Raw genomic sequence first — 16,828 nt, 5'->3', positions numbered from 1 at the left:
ATTCATGCTTGCCGTAAGCTTTCACTCCACAACGACCCGATGACCGCACATACCGACCTCGGCGCCAACGCTCTCAGGGTGCGCCCAGCTATCGGCGCAACCGCCGGCGTCGTGCAGCGCAGCGAGCTGCGCTTCAGCCGACTCGCCATCGACCAGCCGACCGTGATCGTCGTGCATTACGGCAGCAAGACGCTGCATGCGGACGGCCGCCAGTGGCAGGTCAGCGCCGGCGAGGCAATCGCCATCGCAGCCGGGACCACCTTCGACGTGACTAATCGGCCGGCCGGCGACGGGCGCTACGAAGCGCGCTGGCTGATCCTGGATACCGATTTGGTGGAACGCGCCAGACGCCGGATGCCCGACAGCAACGAAATTGACGAGATCGGCGACATCGACGGCGCCAGGACCGTCAGCGCCCTGGAGCAAGATTTTCGCGCCGCCCTGGGCCGCGCATTCGACGCAATCACGGCGCCGTTCCCCGATCTCATCGCGGAGCACCGGCTGGCCGAAGTACTGGCCTGGCTGTTCCTGCGCGGCCTACGTTTTCCGCCGGTGCAGGCGCCATGCCTTGCCGCCCGTGTACGCAAGCTGTTCGAGACCGCCCCTACACGGCGCTGGACCGCCGCCCTTGCGGCGCGCGAGCTCGCCATGAGCGAGGCGATGCTGCGCCGCCGACTGGCCGCGCAAGACGCCACCGTGGGTACGCTGCTTGCCGATGTGCGCATGACGTCTGCCCTGCTCCTGCTGCAATCGACCGGCCTGCCGGTCAACCGGATCGCACTGGAAGTCGGCTACGAGTCGGCCTCGCGTTTCGCCATCCGCTTTCGCGCGCGATTCGACTGCGCGCCTTCCGCGATTCGCGCCCGGACGACAGCGCCGGCGCGCGCCCGGCGCACGCCACGCGCGGGCGACTAGGCCTCGTCCTCCACCCGCAGCTTGCGCTTCATGGTCGACAGCGAGGCGATCATGCTCGCCTTGTCCTCTCCCGGCACATCCGCCAGCATCTCCTCGATCCAGCGCTCGTGCACCGCCGCCATCTCGGCGAACGCCTTTCTTCCCGCCTCGGTCAGCTTGACCGCCGACGCGCGCCGATCCTTCGCATCCTGCACCCGCATCACCAGCTCCTCGCGCTCGAGCTGGTCGGTAATCCCGGTGATATTGCCCCCGGTGACCATCATGCGCCGGGACAGTTCCCCCATGCGCAGCCCATCCGGATGGCGCTCGAGCTGCGCCATCAGGTCGAAACGCGGCAAGGTGATCCCGAAGGTGGTGCGCAGGCGGCTGCGGATCTCGTTCTCGATCCGCGTCGTGCACGACAGCATGCGCAGCCACAGCCGCAGCGACTGGTGATGTTCGTCCGTCAGGCGGCTTTCCAGGTCCAGCTCGGCCGCTTCTCCCCTCTCGGCGTCGGCAACCTCTTTGCGCCTGTCGTCATCCATGCAACTCCTCAAACCGCTTCAGTGCGTAATTTAAACCGCTGCAGTTTACCGGTTTCGGTGCGCGGCAGTTGTTCCTTGAACAGAATTGCGCGCGGGTATTTATACGGCGCAATCTGGCCCTTCACGAATTCCTGCAGCTCGTGGACCAGTTCCTCGGTTCCGACGTGGCTGCTGCGCAACACGACATGCGCCTCGACCACCTGCCCGCGTTCGGGATCGCTGCGCCCCACCACGGCGCATTCGGCCACCGCCGGATGGTGCAGCAGCGCCTCTTCCACCTCAGCGCCGGCGATGTTGTAGCCGGCCGAGATGATCATGTCATCAAGGCGCGAGCGGTAGTAAAAATAGCCGTCGTCATCCATCTCGTAGGCATCGCCGGTCAGGTTCCAGCCATCCTTGACGTAGTCGTGCTGGCGCTCGTCGGCCAGGTAGCGGCAGCCGGTCGGCCCCTTCACCGCCAGCCGGCCGATCACGCCGGGACCCACGCGCCGGCCCTGGGCGTCGAGGATGCAGGCCTGGTAGCCGGGCACCGGCTTGCCGGTGGCGCCGGGCCGGACGTCGCCGCCCGCGCTCGAGATGAAGATGTGCAGCAGTTCGGTCGCGCCGATGCCGTCGATCATGGCCAGCCCGGTCGCCGCCTGCCAGGCCTCGCGCGTGGCCACCGGCAGCGCCTCGCCGGCCGACACGCTGGCGCGCAGGCTCTGGAGCCCGAATCTTCCTGCCTGCGCCGCCATCTGCCGGTAAAAGGTCGGCGCCGTGAAGCACACCGTGGCGCGGTGTTCCGCGATCGCGCCCAGCAGGGTTTCGGGCGTGAGCTTCTCGATCAGCACCCCGGCCGCCCCCACCCGCAGCGGGAACAGCAGCAGCCCGCCCAGCCCGAAAGTAAAGGCCAGCGGCGGCGTGCCGATGAAGACGTCGTCGGCCTGGGCGCGCAGCACGTGGCGCGGGAAGCAGTCGCAGATCGCCAGCACGTCGCGGTGGAAGTGCATGGTCCCTTTCGGCACGCCGGTGGTGCCGGAGGTAAAGCTGATCAGGCAGACGTCGTCGGCCGCCGTGTCGGCCGCCACAAACGGCGCATCGTGGCGCCCCATGCGTTGTTCGAGGGAATCGGGGACCGGGGCGTCGAACACCAGCACCGGCACGGCCAGGCCCAGCGCCTCGACCTCGTCCACCAGGCCGCCCGCGCACAGCACCGCGTTCACGCGCGCCTTGTTGGCGATGGCGCCCAGTTCGCGCGCGCGCAGCAGCGGCATGGTCGGCACCGCGATGCAGCCGGCCTTGATCACGCCCAGGATGCAGGCCGCCATCGTCGGGCAGTTGGCGCCGCGCACCAGCACCCGGTTGCCGGTGGCCAGGCCCAGGTCGTGTCGCAGCACGTGGGCGATGCGGTCGACCCGCGCCAGGAGTTCGGCATACGTCAGCCGCTCGCGCGCGCCGATCAGCGCCGTGCGCTTGCCCCAGCCGCGCTTGACGGCACTGCCCTGCAGTGCGGCGACGCAGTTCAGGCGCGGCGGGTATTGCAGTTCGGGCAGATCGAAGCGCAACTCGGGCCAGGCGTGCGGCGGCGGCAGGTTGGCGCGGGCGAAGCCATCCGTGTGGCCGGACGGGGACAAGGTTGCGAAGGTGGCGTCGTTCATGAAGAGTCCCGGCTGCGTGAAACGAGGCGACGAGAATAAGCGCTCAAGCAACAATCCAGAGATACTTTAAATCTAAAGCAACCCATCGACAAGCGGATTCGCACTCCTTTCTTGTGCCTGCTCGAAACCCGCTCAAGCACGCGCCGCGCGCTCGGCCTGGCGCGCCACCGCGACGCTGGCGCCGGCGAGCGCCGCCGCCACGTCTTGCTGCGTCGACTGGGGGTCTGCGGCCGCTTTGGCCAGCGCCGCGGCGGCGCCGTACAGGCCCAGGGTCTTGCAGCCCTCGCGCAAGCGGTTCAGGCGCGCCCGCATGCCTTCGTCGCCGGGCGGCGGTTCTTGCATGGCCACCTGCAGCTGGCGCGCCAGTCCGTCGAGATACAGGCGCAGCCGCGCAGCGTCGATGCCGAGCCGGTGCGCGACCTCGTGCGGCGCTTCGTCAGGGGGTACCTCTTCGGTCCCTGGCGGGAACAGGCGTTCGAACTGCGCGCGCACGTCTTCCTGGCGGAACGGCTTGACGATGTAGCCGCTGGCGCCCAGGGCCGCCGCTTCGTCGAGCGTCGCGGCGTCGGACGCGGCCGAGACCAGCACGAAAGGCAGCGCGTCCGTCGCGCCATCCGCGCGCAGCCGCTGCAGCAGCTCGAGGCCGGACAGGTGCGGCATGCGCAGGTCGCAGAACACGATGTCGGGCCGCAGCCCGGCCTCCAGCTGGCGCCAGGCGTCGGCGCCGTCTTCCGCTTCCAGGATCGCATGGTTGCCGCAGCTGTCGACCAGATGCATCAGCATCATGCGCGCCACGATGTCGTCGTCCACTACCAGCACCTTCATTCGCTCTCCGCCTGATCGGTCAAGACCTGCATTATAGGCAGGCACGGTGGCTCAGTTACAAGATTGTCTGCACGATCAGCGCGACGCGAAGGCATCGAGCAGCGCATGCAGCTGCGGCAGGCCGGCGCGCAGGCGCTGGTGCTCGCCGGTGTCGGCCGCCGCTTCCAGTTCGCCGCACAGCGCCTCCAGTGCCGGCTCCGCCAGGTGGCCGGCGCTGCCGCGCAGGCCGTGCAGGATGCGGCCGGCCGCGTCCAGGTCGTCCGACGCAACGGCCGCCGCCAGCTCGCGGCGGCGGCGCGGCAGGTCGGCGCAGAAGGCGGCGCGCAGGCGCACCGCCAGCGCCTCCCCAACCCCATGCGCGGCCGCCACCGGTTCAGCAGGCGCCGCCGCGGGTTCGGCCTTGCGCGCGGCCGCCGGTTCGTCGAAGGTCACCTCGAACATCGCGTCCAGCGCCGCCATCGCCTGCGCACGGCTATCGAGCGTGCCTTGCGCCGGCATCGGGTCGAGCCCCACGCCGCGCTGCAGCTGGCGCTCGATCGCGCGCGCCAGCTGCATGTGCAGCGCCGCCTCGTCGATCGGCTTGGTCAAAAAGGCGTCCATCCCGCAGGCCAGGTAGCGCGTGCGGTCCTCGTCGGTGGCGTTGGCGGTGAGCGCCACGATCATCACGTGCGGATCGGCTACCGGCGCATCCTGCGGGCCGCCGGCGCGGATCAGGCGGGTGGCGCTGGCGCCGTCCATCTCGGGCATGCGGCCATCCATCAGCACCAGGTCATAGCGCCGGCGAGCGCAGGCAGTCACCGCTTCCAGGCCATTGTCGACGATGTCGATCTCGTGGCCCATCTCCTCGGCCATCAGGCGCGCGATGATCTGGTTGGTCGGGAAGTCCTCGGCGCACAGGATCCGCAGGCGATGGCTGTGCGGCGCGCGCGGCGCGAGCTCCACGCGCGCCGGCTCGACGCCGTCCGGCAGCGGCAGCAGCACGCTGAACACGCTGCCCTTGCCTTCCTGGCTGTTGACGCCGATGGTGCCCCCCATCAGCTCCACCAGCTGGCGGCAGATCGCCAGGCCCAGGCCGGTGCCGCCGTAGCGGCGCGTGGTGGTGGTGTCGGCCTGCTCGAACTTCTGGAACAGGCGCGGCAGCGCGTCGGACGGGATGCCGATGCCGGTGTCGCGCACCGTGAAGCGGATCATGTGCATGCCCGGCGGGCGGTCCTGGTCGCTTGGCCTGCATTCGACCTGCACCGCCACGCTGCCCGACCTGGTGAACTTGAAGGCGTTCCCGATCAGGTTCACCAGCACCTGGCGCACGCGGGTTGGGTCGCCTACCAAGAAGCGCGGCACGTTGTCGTCGACCTGGACCGAGAAGTCCAGGCTGTGGCCCGCGGCCTGCTCCTGGAACAGGCTGGCCACATTGCGCATCTTCTCGTGCAGGTCGAAGTCGATGCGTTCGACCGTCAGCTTGCCGGCCTCGATCTTCGAGAAGTCCAGCAAATCGTTGATGATCGCCAGCAGCGCCTCGGCATTGGCCTGGCCGCGCAGGATCTGCTCGCGCGTATTGTCCCTGAGCGCCGCGTCGCGCAGCGCGAAGCCCAGCATGCCGATCACGCCGGCCAGCGGGGTGCGCATCTCGTGGCTCATATTGGCCAGGAACTCGGACTTCTGGCGCGTCGCGTCCTCGGCGCGCTCCTTGGCCTGGCGCAGGACTTCCTCGTTCTCCTGCAGCGCGCGGTAGGCCCGCGCCAGCTCGTTGCTCTGGTGGCGCCCGCGCCGCTCCTGCTCGCGCAGTTCCTGCGTCTGCTGCTCGAGCATGCGGTTCTGCTGCTCCACCTGCTCGGTGCGCGCGCTCACCTGATGTTCCAGCCGCTCCTTGTGGCGGCGCAGGCTGGACAGGCGCACGCGCAGGCCCACGTAGATGGCGCTGCACACCGCCAGGATCATGCCGATCCGGGCCCACGGCGTGCCCCACGGAGGCGGCTCGATGGTCAGCGCCAGCGCCGCCACGTCCTCGCTCCAGACATCGTCCTTGTTGGCCGCGCGCACCCGGAACACATAGGTCCCGGGATCGAGGTTGGTATAGGTGGCGAAGCGCTGGTCGGCGCCGGCGCTCACCCAGCCCTTATCGAAGCCGTCGAGCCGGTAGGCGAACTTGTTGCGCTCGGGCGCGGCGAAGTGCAGCGCCGCGAATTCGAGGGTGAGCACGGCGGCGTCGGCCGGCAGGGTCACGGCGCTGGCATTCTCGATCGGCCCCGGCAAGAGGCCCGGGAAGGCCTCCTCGACGGGCCGGTTATAGATCTCTAGGCCGGTGATCACGGGGCGCGGCGCGATGCGGTTGTCGCGGATCGCGCGCGGATCGAAGGCGGTGATGCCATTGAAGCCGCCAAAATACAGGGTCCCATCGCTCGTGCGCAGCACCGAGGCGTCGAAGAAGGCGCCCTCGGTGATGCCGTCGGCCGCCGTGTAGCTGCGCCAGCGCCCGCTGGCCGGGTCGAAGGTCGAGATGCCACCCGAGGTGCTGGCCCAGATGCGGCCCTCCTGGTCTTCCACGATCGCCGCCACCGAATCGTCGACCAGGCCGTCGTGCGTGGTGAAGCGGGTGAAGCTGAGCGCGCCGTCGCGGCCGGTCACCATGCGGTTCAGGCCCACCGCGGTGCCGATCCAGATGTCGCCGCGGCTGTCTTCCATCAGGTGGTGCACCTCGTCATGGCTGATGCTGTTCGGGTCGTAGGGGTCGTGCCTGAAGTGGCGGAACCTGCCGCTGGCGCGGTCCAGCAGGTCCAGGCCGGCGAAGGTGCCGACCCAGAAGCGGCCATGCCGGTCTTCGAGCATGGGGCGCGCGATGTCGTCCGACAGGCTGGTGAATTTCGACGGATCGTGGCGGTAGCTGGTGACGGCGCGAGTGACCGGGTCGAGCCGGTGCATGCCGCCGCGGGTCGTGATCCAGATGGCGCCGGCGCGGTCGAGCAGCATCGAGCGCACATTGTTGGCGTCGGCGTCGCCCGGCAGCACCTGGCGCCGGAACTGGCGCGTGCGGGGATCGAACGAGGTGACGCCGGAGCGGCTGCCGATCCACAGCAGGCCGGCGCCGTCGCGCACGATGGCGGCCGCCGGCACGTCGATCAGGCTATTGGGGTCGTCCTTGCGGTGCCGGAACACCTCGGCCTTGCCGGTGCGCGGATCGAAGTGATGCAAGGCGGTGGCCGAACCGACCCACAACCGCTGCCCGTCTTCCAGCAGCGCGCGCACCTTGTTGTCGGCCAGCGAGTCGGCCACGCCGGGCCGCGCATTCAGGCGCGCGAAGCCGCCGCTGCCCAGGTCCACGCGCGAGACGCCGCCATACCAGGTGCCGGCCCAGAAGGTGCCGACCCGGTCGCGGTACAGGGCCGAGACGTAGTTGTCGACCAGGCTGTGGCGATCGGTCACGACGTTGCGGAAGGCGTCGAAGCGTTCGGCCCCGGCGCGCCAGCGCAGCAGGCCGTCGTCGTGGGTGCCGACCCAGACCGTGGCATCGGGATCCTGGTACAGCGTGGTGATCCACGATTCTCCGATGCCGTCGGCGGGCCCGAAGCGGCGCAGCTTGCCGGCGCCTGGGCCGCGCAGGTCGCGCCGCTCCAGCCCGCCGAAGCGGCCGATCCAGAGCCGCTGGCCGGCGTCGACCAGCAGCGCGTGCACCGGCCGCGAACGCAAGTCCAGCGTCGATGGGTGGTGCTCGATCGTCCGGCGGTCGGGGGCCAGGCTGTCCAGGCCCGCCGCGGTGCCGATCCACAGCCGCCCGTCGGCGTCGAGCGCCAGCGCCTGGATGCCGTCGTCGCGCAGGGTGCGTTCGTCGTTCGGCACGTGGTGCCAGACCGTGAACTTGCCGGTGTCGAGATCGAAGTGCTGCAGGCCGTCGGCGGTGCCGATCCACAGCCCGTCGCGGCCGTCGCCGATCATGGCCTTGATCTGGCGGTTGCCGGTGCCGCGCCGGGTCGGCTCGTGCGGCGCGTAGAGGGTGAAGCTGCGGGTGGCCGGATCGTAGCGATTCAGGCCGCCGTCGGTGCCCAGCCACATGCGGCCGTGGCGGTCCAGGTGCAGCACCCGCACCCAGTTGCTGGACAGGCTGCGCGGGTTGCCGACCTCGCTGCGGTAGTGCACGAAGCGGTTGCCGTCGTAGCGCGACAGGCCGGACTGGGTGCCGAACCACATGAAGCCGTCGCGGTCCTGGACGATCGACAGGACCGATTCCTGGGCCAGGCCCTGCTGCACCGACAGGTGCTCGAAGCGCAAAGTCGGCTCGGGCGCGGCCGCGCGCAGCGGCGCCGATGCCGCAAGCAGCAGCGACAGGAAGAATATCGGCAGGAAGTCAGAAAAGAACCGGCGCAGCATGGTCATGAGGCACGAAAGCCGACGCGCGCATCGGCAACGCGCCTTCCTGCTCCCGTCAGGATCGATCCGGTTTTCTGTTTGCTATCCACGGCGACAGGTTAGCAAACTCTGCTTGTGTTGAGGCAAATATGGGGCTGGAATCGCGACAAATTGTCTTGATTTGTCGCTTCCCTGTCCCACTTCAGTCTCCTTTGGCAATACCTTCGCGGCGCGGGTCGGCGCCGCCGAACCACATCGGCACCCCGTGCACCCCGATCCGCTCGATGCCGTGCAGGCCCGAGGTCTGGTCGCTTACCCGGATCGCATGGCCGCGCGCCCGCAGCAGGTCCTGCGTGGCTTGCGGGAAGCGCCCGCGTTCCAGCTCGGTGGGGCCGTTGCGGCTGCCGAAATTGGGCAGCGCGATCGCCTGCTGCACGTTCAGGCCCCAGTCCAGGGTCCCGACCAGCACCTTGGCCACGTAGTTGATAATCGCCGGGCCGCCCGGCGAGCCGACGGTGAGCACCAGTTTGCCGCTGTCCTTCTCGAACACGATGGTCGGCGACATGGCGCTGCGCGGCCGTTTATTGGCCTCGACCCGGTTCGCCACCGGGCCGTCGGCGTCACGCGCGCTGAACGAAAAATCGGTCAGCTGGTTGTTGAGCATGAAGCCGTCGACCATCTGGCGCGAACCGAAGGCGTCTTCGATGGTGGTCGTCATCGCCAGGCCGCGGCCCTCGGCGTCCACCACCGACAGGTGCGAGGTCGACGGCGTCTCGATGGCATTGTCCGTGCCCCAGGCGACTTCCATGCCCGGCGGCGTGCCGGCCTTCGCCTCGCCCATCGAACGGGCGCCGACCAGGCCGGCGCGCTGTTTCAGGTAGCCCTTGTCGATCAGGCTCGGGATGCCGCGCCCCGGCAACGGCACGAAGTCGGCGTCGGCCGCGTAGCGGTTGCGGTCGGCGTAGGCCAGGCGTCCCACTTCCGAGAACACGTGCACCACCTCGGTGCCGGGCACGCCGTCTTTTGGGGCCAGCGCCTTCATGTCGAAGGTCTCGAACATGCCCAGCATCTGGGCCACGGCGATCCCGCCCGACGACGGCGGCGGCATGCCGCACACGGTGTATTGCCGATAATCGCTGCACACGGGCGTGCGCACCTTGGGCCGGTAGTCGGCGATGTCCTTGGCCGACAACAGGCCGGGATTGGTCGGGTGCCGCGCGACTTTTTCCGCGATGTCGCGCGCGATACGGCCGGTGTAGAACACATCGGCGCCGCCATCGGCGATCTCGCGCAGCGTCCTGGCCAGCGCCGGGTTCTTCAGCACATGGCCGACCGGCCACGCCTGGCCATTCTTGTCGTAGAAATAAGCCACGGCCACCGGATCCTTGCGCAGATGGGTCTCGCCGGCCAGCATCTTGTGCATGCGCGGGCTGACCGCGAAGCCCTGCTCCGACAACCTGATCGCCGGCTCGAACAGCGCCTTCCAGGGCAGCTTGCCGTGCTGGCGGTGCGCCAGTTCGAGCATGCGCAGCACGCCCGGCGCGCCCACCGAGCGGCCGCCGACCACGCCTTCCGTGCGCGACAGCGGGGTGCCGTCCGGGCGTTCGAACAGGTGTTCGTCGGCCCTGGACGGCGCGGTCTCGCGGCCGTCGAAGGCCTGGGTATGCTTGCCGTCGTAGTGGACCATGAAGGCGCCGCCGCCGATGCCCGACGATTGCGGCTCGACCAGGGTCAGCACCAGTTGCGTGGCGATCGCCGCGTCGATCGCGCTGCCGCCGCGGCGCAGGATCTGGTAGCCGGCGTCCACTGCCAGCGGATTGGCCGCGGCGACCATGTATTTCTGCGCCGGCCAGCCGGTTTTTTCCTGGAAGCCGCTGGCCGCTTCGGGCGCGGCCTGCAGTGAATCCTGGGCCAGTACGGAATGGGGAAGGACGCCGGCCAGAGCCAGGGCGATTGCAAAAGTGCTGAGTTGTTTCAAACGATTCTCCCAAAAGCAAACGGGCGCGCCGCCGCGCGACAGCGGCAACGCGCCCGACATCGGGGACATGCTACCTCATGTCACGCCGGCTTGCTTTCAGGACAAGAATTTCTCTTACTTCGGCTGCATGCGGATCGCGCCGTCCAGGCGGATCGTCTCGCCGTTGAGCATCACGTTCTCGATGATGGCCCTGGCCAGGTGGGCATACTCCTTCGGCATGCCCAGGCGCGGCGGGAACGGCACCATCTTGCCCAGCGAATCGCGCACTTCCTGCGGCATATTCATCAGCATCGGGGTCTCGAAGATGCCCGGCGCGATGGTCATCACGCGGATGCCGCTGCGCGCCAGGTCGCGCGCCATCGGCAGGGTCAGGCCGGCCACGGCCGCTTTGGAGGAGCCGTAAGCAGCTTGCCCCATCTGGCCGTCGTAGGCCGCGACCGAGGCGGTGTTGATGATGATGCCGCGCTCGCCGTGTTCGGCTTCTTCGGTCTTGCCCATGGCCTCGGCCGCCAGACGCGCCATATTGAAGGTGCCCACCAGGTTGATGTTGACGGCGCGCTGGAACACGTCCAGCGGGTGCGGACCGTCCTTGCCGACGGTCTTGACGGCCGGCGCCACGCCGGCGCAGTTGACCAGGCCGCGCAGGGTGCCCAGCGCCACGGCGGCGTCGACGACGGCCTTGCCGTCCGCTTCCTGGGTGACGTCGCAGCGGACGAACTGGCCGTTGATCTCAGCCGCCAGCGCGCGGCCGGCCTCTTCCTGGACGTCGGCGATCACGACTTTCGCGCCGCCATCGAACAGCATGCGCGCGGTGGCCGCGCCCAGGCCCGAGGCGCCGCCGGTGACGATAAAGACGTTGTTCTGGATGTGCATGGTGATGTCCCTTTATAAAAGTTCTGGTGCCGCTTATTAACGTTTACGTTAACGTCAACCGGCATTGTAGCGAATTTTTATAGGGAACCACCATGTCGCCGCTCAGGCTTTCAGAAGCATTGCATCGTGTTGCCGGTGCGGTTGCACAGGCGGCCTTCGCTGTTGACGCTGGCGTTGCCGACCTGACCGGCCGTGGTGGCGCCGCTGGCGTCGGTGCAGGTGGCGCCGGTGCAGGCGCTGACCGGACGCGAGGTCGGGCCGACCGGGACCGGCGCAACGGTCGATGTCGGCGTCGGCGTGATACGCGCGCTCGGCGGCGCCGCCTGGCTGTCCTGCGGGCGCGGCATCGGCGACGGCTGCGGACGCACGTTCTGCGGCGCCGGATGGGTGGCGGGATCGATGTCCTTCAGGCGCGATGGTTCCTGACGCCCGGTCGATTTCTCGGCCTCGGTCATGGGACGCATGTCGATCGTCGGCGCCGGGGTCGAGGTCTGCTGACCATCGAGCGATGGTCGATAGGTCGCGCCGGTGGCCGGCTGGCCCTGGGTGGTGCCGGTGGTCTGGGCGCCGGCGCCGATCGCAGTGGCTGCGAGCAGGACGGCAAGGATGGCTTTCGACTTGTACATGATAGACCTCTCTCCGTTTTTAATCGATCGATGACCTATTATCGTCTTGATAACCCCGCGCACGGCACGCGAGAAACAATTTCTCACACAATGCACTGAAACCAACCGATACAAGCGAACCGGTTGAAAAACTTGCTTGCCCGATTACGCTTAATCTTTCGATAATTCCCATTGCATGGTGTCAATATTTTCGAATCGTACTCCCCTCCACATCCGACCCAAGCAAACGATGAAGATGTCCGCCGCCGGCACGCATGATGCGATCGTCCAGTCCTTCTACCCGGCCTTCCATGGCCGCCCCGCCGATCCGACTGGCCTCGCGTTCCGGTCGCAGCAGGCCGAGGCCGCGGGCGGCCTGCAATACTGGATCGATGTCGTGGGCCAGGGACACGCTTCGCTGGCCGACGTTTCGCTCGCCATCCCGCAGGGCGCCCAGGGCAACGACCTGGCCCAGGCCGCGCTGCGCCTGGAGGCGGCGACGCTGTTCACAGCGCGGGTCGAGGCCATCGGCGGCGATTACCCGACCAAGGATGCCGGCGCCTTGATAGCGCAAACGCTTTACGTCGGCCCAAAAAACGTCGTTCCCGCGGAGGCGGGAACCCAAGTTTGCGAGCGTATCGATAACGCTGAAGAACTTAGGTTCCCGCCTGCGCGGGAACGACGGTTACTGCTAACTTGCTTTGTGCTTGCTACGCTTATTCGGACAGCGCCGCGAACGCGTTGTCGCGCACCTGCTCGACCGGGCCGACGCCCGAGATCTTGCGGTATTTCGGCGCGCCCGGCAGGCCCGATTCGGCCCACTTGCCGTAGTAGCCCAGCAGGACTTCGGTCTGGTTGTGGTACACCTCCAGGCGCTTCGACACGGTTTCGGCCTTGTCGTCGTCGCGCTGGATCAGCGGCTCGCCGCTGACGTCGTCGACGCCTTCGACCTTCGGCGGGTTGAACTTGACGTGGTACACGCGGCCCGAGGCCGGGTGCGAGCGGCGGCCGGTCATGCGGTCGAGGATCATTTCGTCAGGCACGTCGATTTCGAGCACGTAGTCGATGGTGACGCCGCTGTCCTTCATCGCCTCGGCCTGGGCGATGGTGCGCGGGAAGCCGTCGAACAGATAGCCGTTGGCGCAATCCGCATCCTTCAGGCGCTCCTTGACGAGGCCGATGATGATGTCATCCGACACCAGTTGGCCGGCATCCATCACCTTTTTCGCAGCCAGGCCGAGTTCAGTGCCCGCCTTGATCGCGGCGCGCAGCATGTCGCCGGTCGAGATTTGCGGGATGTTGAACTTTTCCTTGATGAAGTTTGCCTGGGTGCCCTTACCGGCACCGGGTGCTCCTAACAGAATGAGACGCATGAGTTTCCTGAGATTCTAGAAAATAATGAAAGTTTGTGGGGATTGTATAAATTATGTTTGATGCTGCCAAGACTTCCTTGACACGGAAGTTACCACAAAAGTTGGCTTTCAAGCCAGTTTTGGGGCCCTGCGGCCAGGATTATTGATCCTGCGCAGACGACCCCTTCGCTACTCTGCGGTTACATCAAGACGGGTAATGCAGGCGTACCCGCGCCAGGTCGTCCGGTGTGTCCACGCCGCCGGGTGGCGCATCTTGTGTGACATGCACGGCGATCGGGTAGCCGTGCCACAGCACGCGCAGCTGTTCGAGCGCCTCGATGCCTTCGAGCGGCGAGACCGCCAGCTTCGGATAGGCTTGCAGGAAGGCGTTGCTGTAGGCGTAGAGGCCGACGTGGCGCAGTGGCGCGTAGCCCAGCGGCAGCGAGTCCTGGGTGGCCGCGAAGGCGTCGCGGTGCCACGGAATGGTGGCGCGCGAAAAGTACAGCGCGCGGCCGAGCTTGTCGAGCACCACCTTGACGATGTTCGGGTTGAAGACTTCTGCGGCGTCCAGGATCGGATGCGCACAGGTGGCCATCGGCGTATTGGCGTCGATGCGGGCGGCGCAGGCCGCGAGCAGCGCTGGATCGATCAGCGGCTCGTCGCCCTGCAGGTTGACCACGACTTCGTGCGCGCCCAGGCCCAGCACCTGCGCCACTTCGGCGATGCGGTCGGTGCCGGACGGGTGATCGGCGCGGGTGAGCACGGCGGAGACGCCATGGGCGGCGCAGGCGGTGGCGATGTCTTCATGGTCGGTGGCGACGATGATGCGCGTCGCGCCGGACTCGCGCGCGCGTTCGGCCACGCGCACCACCATGGGTTTACCGCCCAGGTCGGCCAGCGGCTTGTTCGGCAGGCGGGTCGAGGCCAGGCGCGCCGGGATGATGACGGTAAAGCTCATTGCGAACCGTCAGGCGGGTTCGATCTTGCGCGCCTGGTCGGCCCACATGATCGGGATGCCGTCGCGGATCGGGTACGCAAGGCGGTCGGCGCGGCAGGTCAGTTCCTGCGCCTTTTTGTCGAGTTCAAGCGGTCCCTTGCACAACGGGCAGACCAGGATATCAAGCAAGCGAGCGTCCACGACATTTCTCCACGATTTGTTCGGCCAGGCGCGCGTCGAGCTGCGCCGTGACCGGCACGACCCACAGGCGTGGATCGTTCTTCAGATGATCAATTTGCCGACATTTTACTGCATCCTTCTCGGTGATCAGGATGACATCGGCATCGACCCCGGCAAACGGGTCGTCCATGAAGTCGTGATGGTCGGGCAAAGGCAGCTCGCCGAGCGTCAGGCCGGCCGCGCGCAGCATGGCGAAGAAGCGGCCCGGATTGCCGATGCCGGCAGCAGCCACGATGCGTTTGCCACTTAATTGCGCCAGCGGCACCTGCCGGCCGCCCAGCAGCGGCTCGGCGAATTCTCCCGCCAGGTGCATGCGCCATGGCAGTCCACCGACCGCCGCGGCCAGGCCGGGTGTGATCCCGGGCGCGTTGACGACCGTGAAGTCGCGCCGGCGCGACGGCGGCTCGCGCAAGGGACCGGCCGGCAGCAGCCAGCCATTACCGACGCCGCGGCCGTCGAACAGGACGATCTCGACGTCGCGCGCCAGCGCGTAGTGCTGCAGGCCGTCATCGGCGATCAGCACGTCGACCCCGGGATGGGCCTGCAGCAGCGCCTGGCCCGCTCGCACGCGGCGGCGGCCGACCACGACCGGGCAGCCGGCGCGGGCCGCGATCAAGAGCGGCTCGTCGCCCACGGCGCGCGGATCGGACTGCGGGGTGACTTCGAGCGCTTCGCCCTCCTGGCCGCCATGGCCGCGCGAGATCACGCCGGGGTTCAGGCCGGCCGCGCGCAGGCTCTCGGCCAGCCAGATCGTCAGCGGTGTCTTGCCGGTGCCGCCGATGAAGATATTGCCGACCACGATCACCGGCACCGGCAGGCGCTCGGCGCGCTTGACGCCGGTGCGAAACAGCAGCCGGCGCAGCCCGGAGAGGAAGCGAAACAGCAGCGCCAGCGGCAACAGCGCCCAGGCAAGCGGCCCGCGCCGGAGCCAGGCGCGGGTCAGGGTCGATTCGAGTTGGGAAGCCATGCGGAAAGAAAAGCGGCGCGCAGCGTGCGCGCCGTATGGATTATTTGGCGGCGCCGGTCTGGGCCGCGAAGGTCAGCTTGTCATAGCCGGCCACGCGCGCCGCTTCCAGCACATTGATCACCATCTGGTGCATCGCGAACTGGTCGGCGTTGACGATCACCACCGGGCTGGCCACGACCTGGCCATCGGGCGTGCGCGCGGCGTTCTTCATGTCCTGGGCCAGGCCGGCCACATTGGTGAACGCCACCGGCGTGTTATTGACCGTGTAGTTGCCCTTGGCGTCGACCGTCACATTGATCTCGAACGGCTTTTCCGCCTGCTTCTCGGCCTCGGCCGTCGGCAAGGTGATCTGCAGCTCGGTGAACTTGCTGTAGGTGGTCGAGACCATCAGGAAGATCAGGACCACCAGCAGCACGTCGATGAACGGGATCAGGTTGATCTCCGGCTCTTCGCGCTTGCGGCCGCGGCGAAAGTCCATCATTTGCGGGCACCGTGGACGACGTCGACCAGTTTCACCGCCTGCAGTTCCATCTCGACGATATAGGTGTCGACCAGGTTGCGGAAGTGGCGGTAGAACACCAGGGCCGGCATCGCGATCGCGAGGCCAAAGCCGGTGTTGTACAGCGCCACCGAGATGCCGTGCGCCAGCTGGGCCGGGTTATTGCCGCCGGTCGGGCTCGATGCGCCGAAGATCTCGATCATGCCGACCACCGTGCCGAACAGGCCCATCAGCGGCGCCAGCGAGGCGATGGTGCCGAGCGTGGTGAGAAAACGTTCCAGGTTCTGGGCCACGCCGCGGCCGGCCTCCTCGATCGACTCCTTCATCACGTCGCGCGGCGCGTCGACGTTGCGCAATGCCGCGGCCAGCACGGCGCCGAGAGGCGAGTTCTGTTCCAGCTTGTCCACCACGTCGGGCGTCACCTTGCCGCTGCGATAGACGCGGATGACTTCATCGAGCAGGTTGCGGGGCAGGATCTTCTCGCGGCGCAGGGTGATCAGGCGTTCGACGATGAGGGCGACGGCAACGATCGACGCGACCAGCAGGAACCAGATGGGCCAGCCTGCGGCTTGAAAAATGGCGAGCAAGAGATACTCCTGAGAGGAAAAAGATCAATTCGGCAATGTAGCAAGTTGGCAGCGAAGCGGCAAGTAGAGTTCTTCACAACTTCTGTGGATAAAATTGTGTGCAATGACCGCGAGGTGGGACAAGTACCTTGATTTGTAAGGGCTTTCTGCGCCTGCGCAAGAAAATGGCAGTCTCATGACTTGGCTCAACCGGGCTCCGGTTTGATAGGTTGCTCACTAGCACGGTGTAGTTGCGAACAAATTCTGTGGACAAAATTGTGCGCAAGGGTAACCGGACTGAGCTAAGTAATTGATTCCAGACGATTTAATTGTTAAGCCTAAATTGCGAGCAGCAAAACCCGGCTGTACTTCGCCTGCGGTCACCTCAGGTTCCGCACACTTTTTGTGGACAAAAGTGTGAGCAATGAGCACTTTATGACAGTAAGCCTTTGATTTACCTCAATAAAACATCACTGCCGAAAAATTTAGCATACGGCATTTTTTGCCAACAAAAAATGCCTCGACGGCGGTTTCTATCCCAATTGTTTGGACTGCGAAGCACTCATGCA

The 16,828-nt window shown here is 67.1% G+C and carries 15 protein-coding genes; 1 reads left to right on the top strand and 14 read right to left on the bottom strand.

Annotation, left to right across the window (positions count from 1 at the left end; all coding sequences use genetic code 11):
- Window positions 1-78: 78 nt before the first annotated feature.
- On the top strand, window positions 79-915 hold the full coding sequence (locus AC3A6F_RS04245) for a helix-turn-helix transcriptional regulator (protein ID WP_487678716.1): 837 nt from the start codon (window positions 79-81) through the stop codon (window positions 913-915).
- Here AC3A6F_RS04245 and AC3A6F_RS04240 read toward each other — a convergent pair.
- The 14 genes from AC3A6F_RS04240 to AC3A6F_RS04175 form a co-directional block, all read right to left on the bottom strand.
- Window positions 912-1,439 (bottom strand): MarR family winged helix-turn-helix transcriptional regulator, encoded by a 528-nt coding sequence (locus AC3A6F_RS04240; protein WP_487678715.1) that lies wholly within the window; start codon window positions 1,437-1,439, stop codon window positions 912-914. The two genes, AC3A6F_RS04245 and AC3A6F_RS04240, sit on opposite strands and share 4 nt — an antisense overlap.
- A gap of 8 nt (window positions 1,440-1,447) precedes the next feature.
- On the bottom strand, window positions 1,448-3,076 hold the full coding sequence (locus AC3A6F_RS04235; RefSeq protein ID WP_487678714.1) for an AMP-binding protein: 1,629 nt from the start codon (window positions 3,074-3,076) through the stop codon (window positions 1,448-1,450).
- 132 nt (window positions 3,077-3,208) lie between these two features.
- Window positions 3,209-3,901 (bottom strand): response regulator, encoded by a 693-nt coding sequence (locus AC3A6F_RS04230; protein WP_487678713.1) that lies wholly within the window; start codon window positions 3,899-3,901, stop codon window positions 3,209-3,211.
- Window positions 3,902-3,976: 75 nt separating this feature from the next.
- Window positions 3,977-8,269, bottom strand: a complete 4,293-nt coding sequence (locus AC3A6F_RS04225; protein WP_487678712.1) for a two-component regulator propeller domain-containing protein — start codon at window positions 8,267-8,269, stop codon at window positions 3,977-3,979.
- Between the two features lie 175 nt (window positions 8,270-8,444).
- Entirely contained in the window at window positions 8,445-10,289 is a 1,845-nt protein-coding gene (gene ggt / locus AC3A6F_RS04220) for a gamma-glutamyltransferase (RefSeq protein WP_487678711.1), read from the bottom strand.
- A 45-nt stretch (window positions 10,290-10,334) separates the two neighbouring features.
- Window positions 10,335-11,093: a 3-hydroxyacyl-CoA dehydrogenase gene (locus AC3A6F_RS04215; protein ID WP_487678710.1), complete on the bottom strand. Its 759-nt coding sequence runs from the start codon at window positions 11,091-11,093 to the stop codon at window positions 10,335-10,337.
- 110 nt (window positions 11,094-11,203) lie between these two features.
- A complete protein-coding gene (locus AC3A6F_RS04210) occupies window positions 11,204-11,719 on the bottom strand; it encodes a hypothetical protein (protein ID WP_487678709.1) in 516 nt (171 codons plus the stop codon).
- Window positions 11,720-11,900: 181 nt separating this feature from the next.
- A complete protein-coding gene (locus AC3A6F_RS04205) occupies window positions 11,901-12,323 on the bottom strand; it encodes a hypothetical protein (protein ID WP_487678708.1) in 423 nt (140 codons plus the stop codon).
- A 91-nt stretch (window positions 12,324-12,414) separates the two neighbouring features.
- On the bottom strand, window positions 12,415-13,071 hold the full coding sequence (gene adk, locus AC3A6F_RS04200) for an adenylate kinase (RefSeq protein ID WP_147933848.1): 657 nt from the start codon (window positions 13,069-13,071) through the stop codon (window positions 12,415-12,417).
- A gap of 184 nt (window positions 13,072-13,255) precedes the next feature.
- Window positions 13,256-14,008 (bottom strand): 3-deoxy-manno-octulosonate cytidylyltransferase, encoded by a 753-nt coding sequence (kdsB, locus tag AC3A6F_RS04195; protein ID WP_320474930.1) that lies wholly within the window; start codon window positions 14,006-14,008, stop codon window positions 13,256-13,258.
- A 9-nt stretch (window positions 14,009-14,017) separates the two neighbouring features.
- On the bottom strand, window positions 14,018-14,188 hold the full coding sequence (locus tag AC3A6F_RS04190) for a Trm112 family protein (RefSeq protein WP_005669111.1): 171 nt from the start codon (window positions 14,186-14,188) through the stop codon (window positions 14,018-14,020).
- Complete coding sequence (lpxK, locus tag AC3A6F_RS04185; protein ID WP_487678707.1) at window positions 14,169-15,194, bottom strand: tetraacyldisaccharide 4'-kinase; 1,026 nt, start codon at window positions 15,192-15,194, stop codon at window positions 14,169-14,171. The genes AC3A6F_RS04190 and lpxK overlap by 20 nt, the downstream gene beginning before the upstream one ends.
- Before the next feature lie 40 nt (window positions 15,195-15,234).
- Window positions 15,235-15,672 carry an ExbD/TolR family protein gene (locus tag AC3A6F_RS04180; protein WP_487678987.1) on the bottom strand — a complete coding sequence of 146 codons (438 nt, stop codon included), beginning with the start codon at window positions 15,670-15,672 and terminating at the stop codon, window positions 15,235-15,237.
- Window positions 15,672-16,280 (bottom strand): MotA/TolQ/ExbB proton channel family protein, encoded by a 609-nt coding sequence (locus tag AC3A6F_RS04175; protein ID WP_147933851.1) that lies wholly within the window; start codon window positions 16,278-16,280, stop codon window positions 15,672-15,674. The genes AC3A6F_RS04180 and AC3A6F_RS04175 overlap by 1 nt, the downstream gene beginning before the upstream one ends.
- Between the last annotated feature and the right edge of the window lie 548 nt (window positions 16,281-16,828).

Source organism: Massilia sp. Soil_C_3, from assembly GCF_057657035.1.
The sequence above is the reverse complement of the archived record's forward strand: the minus strand, read 5'-3'. Positions and strand labels throughout refer to the sequence as shown.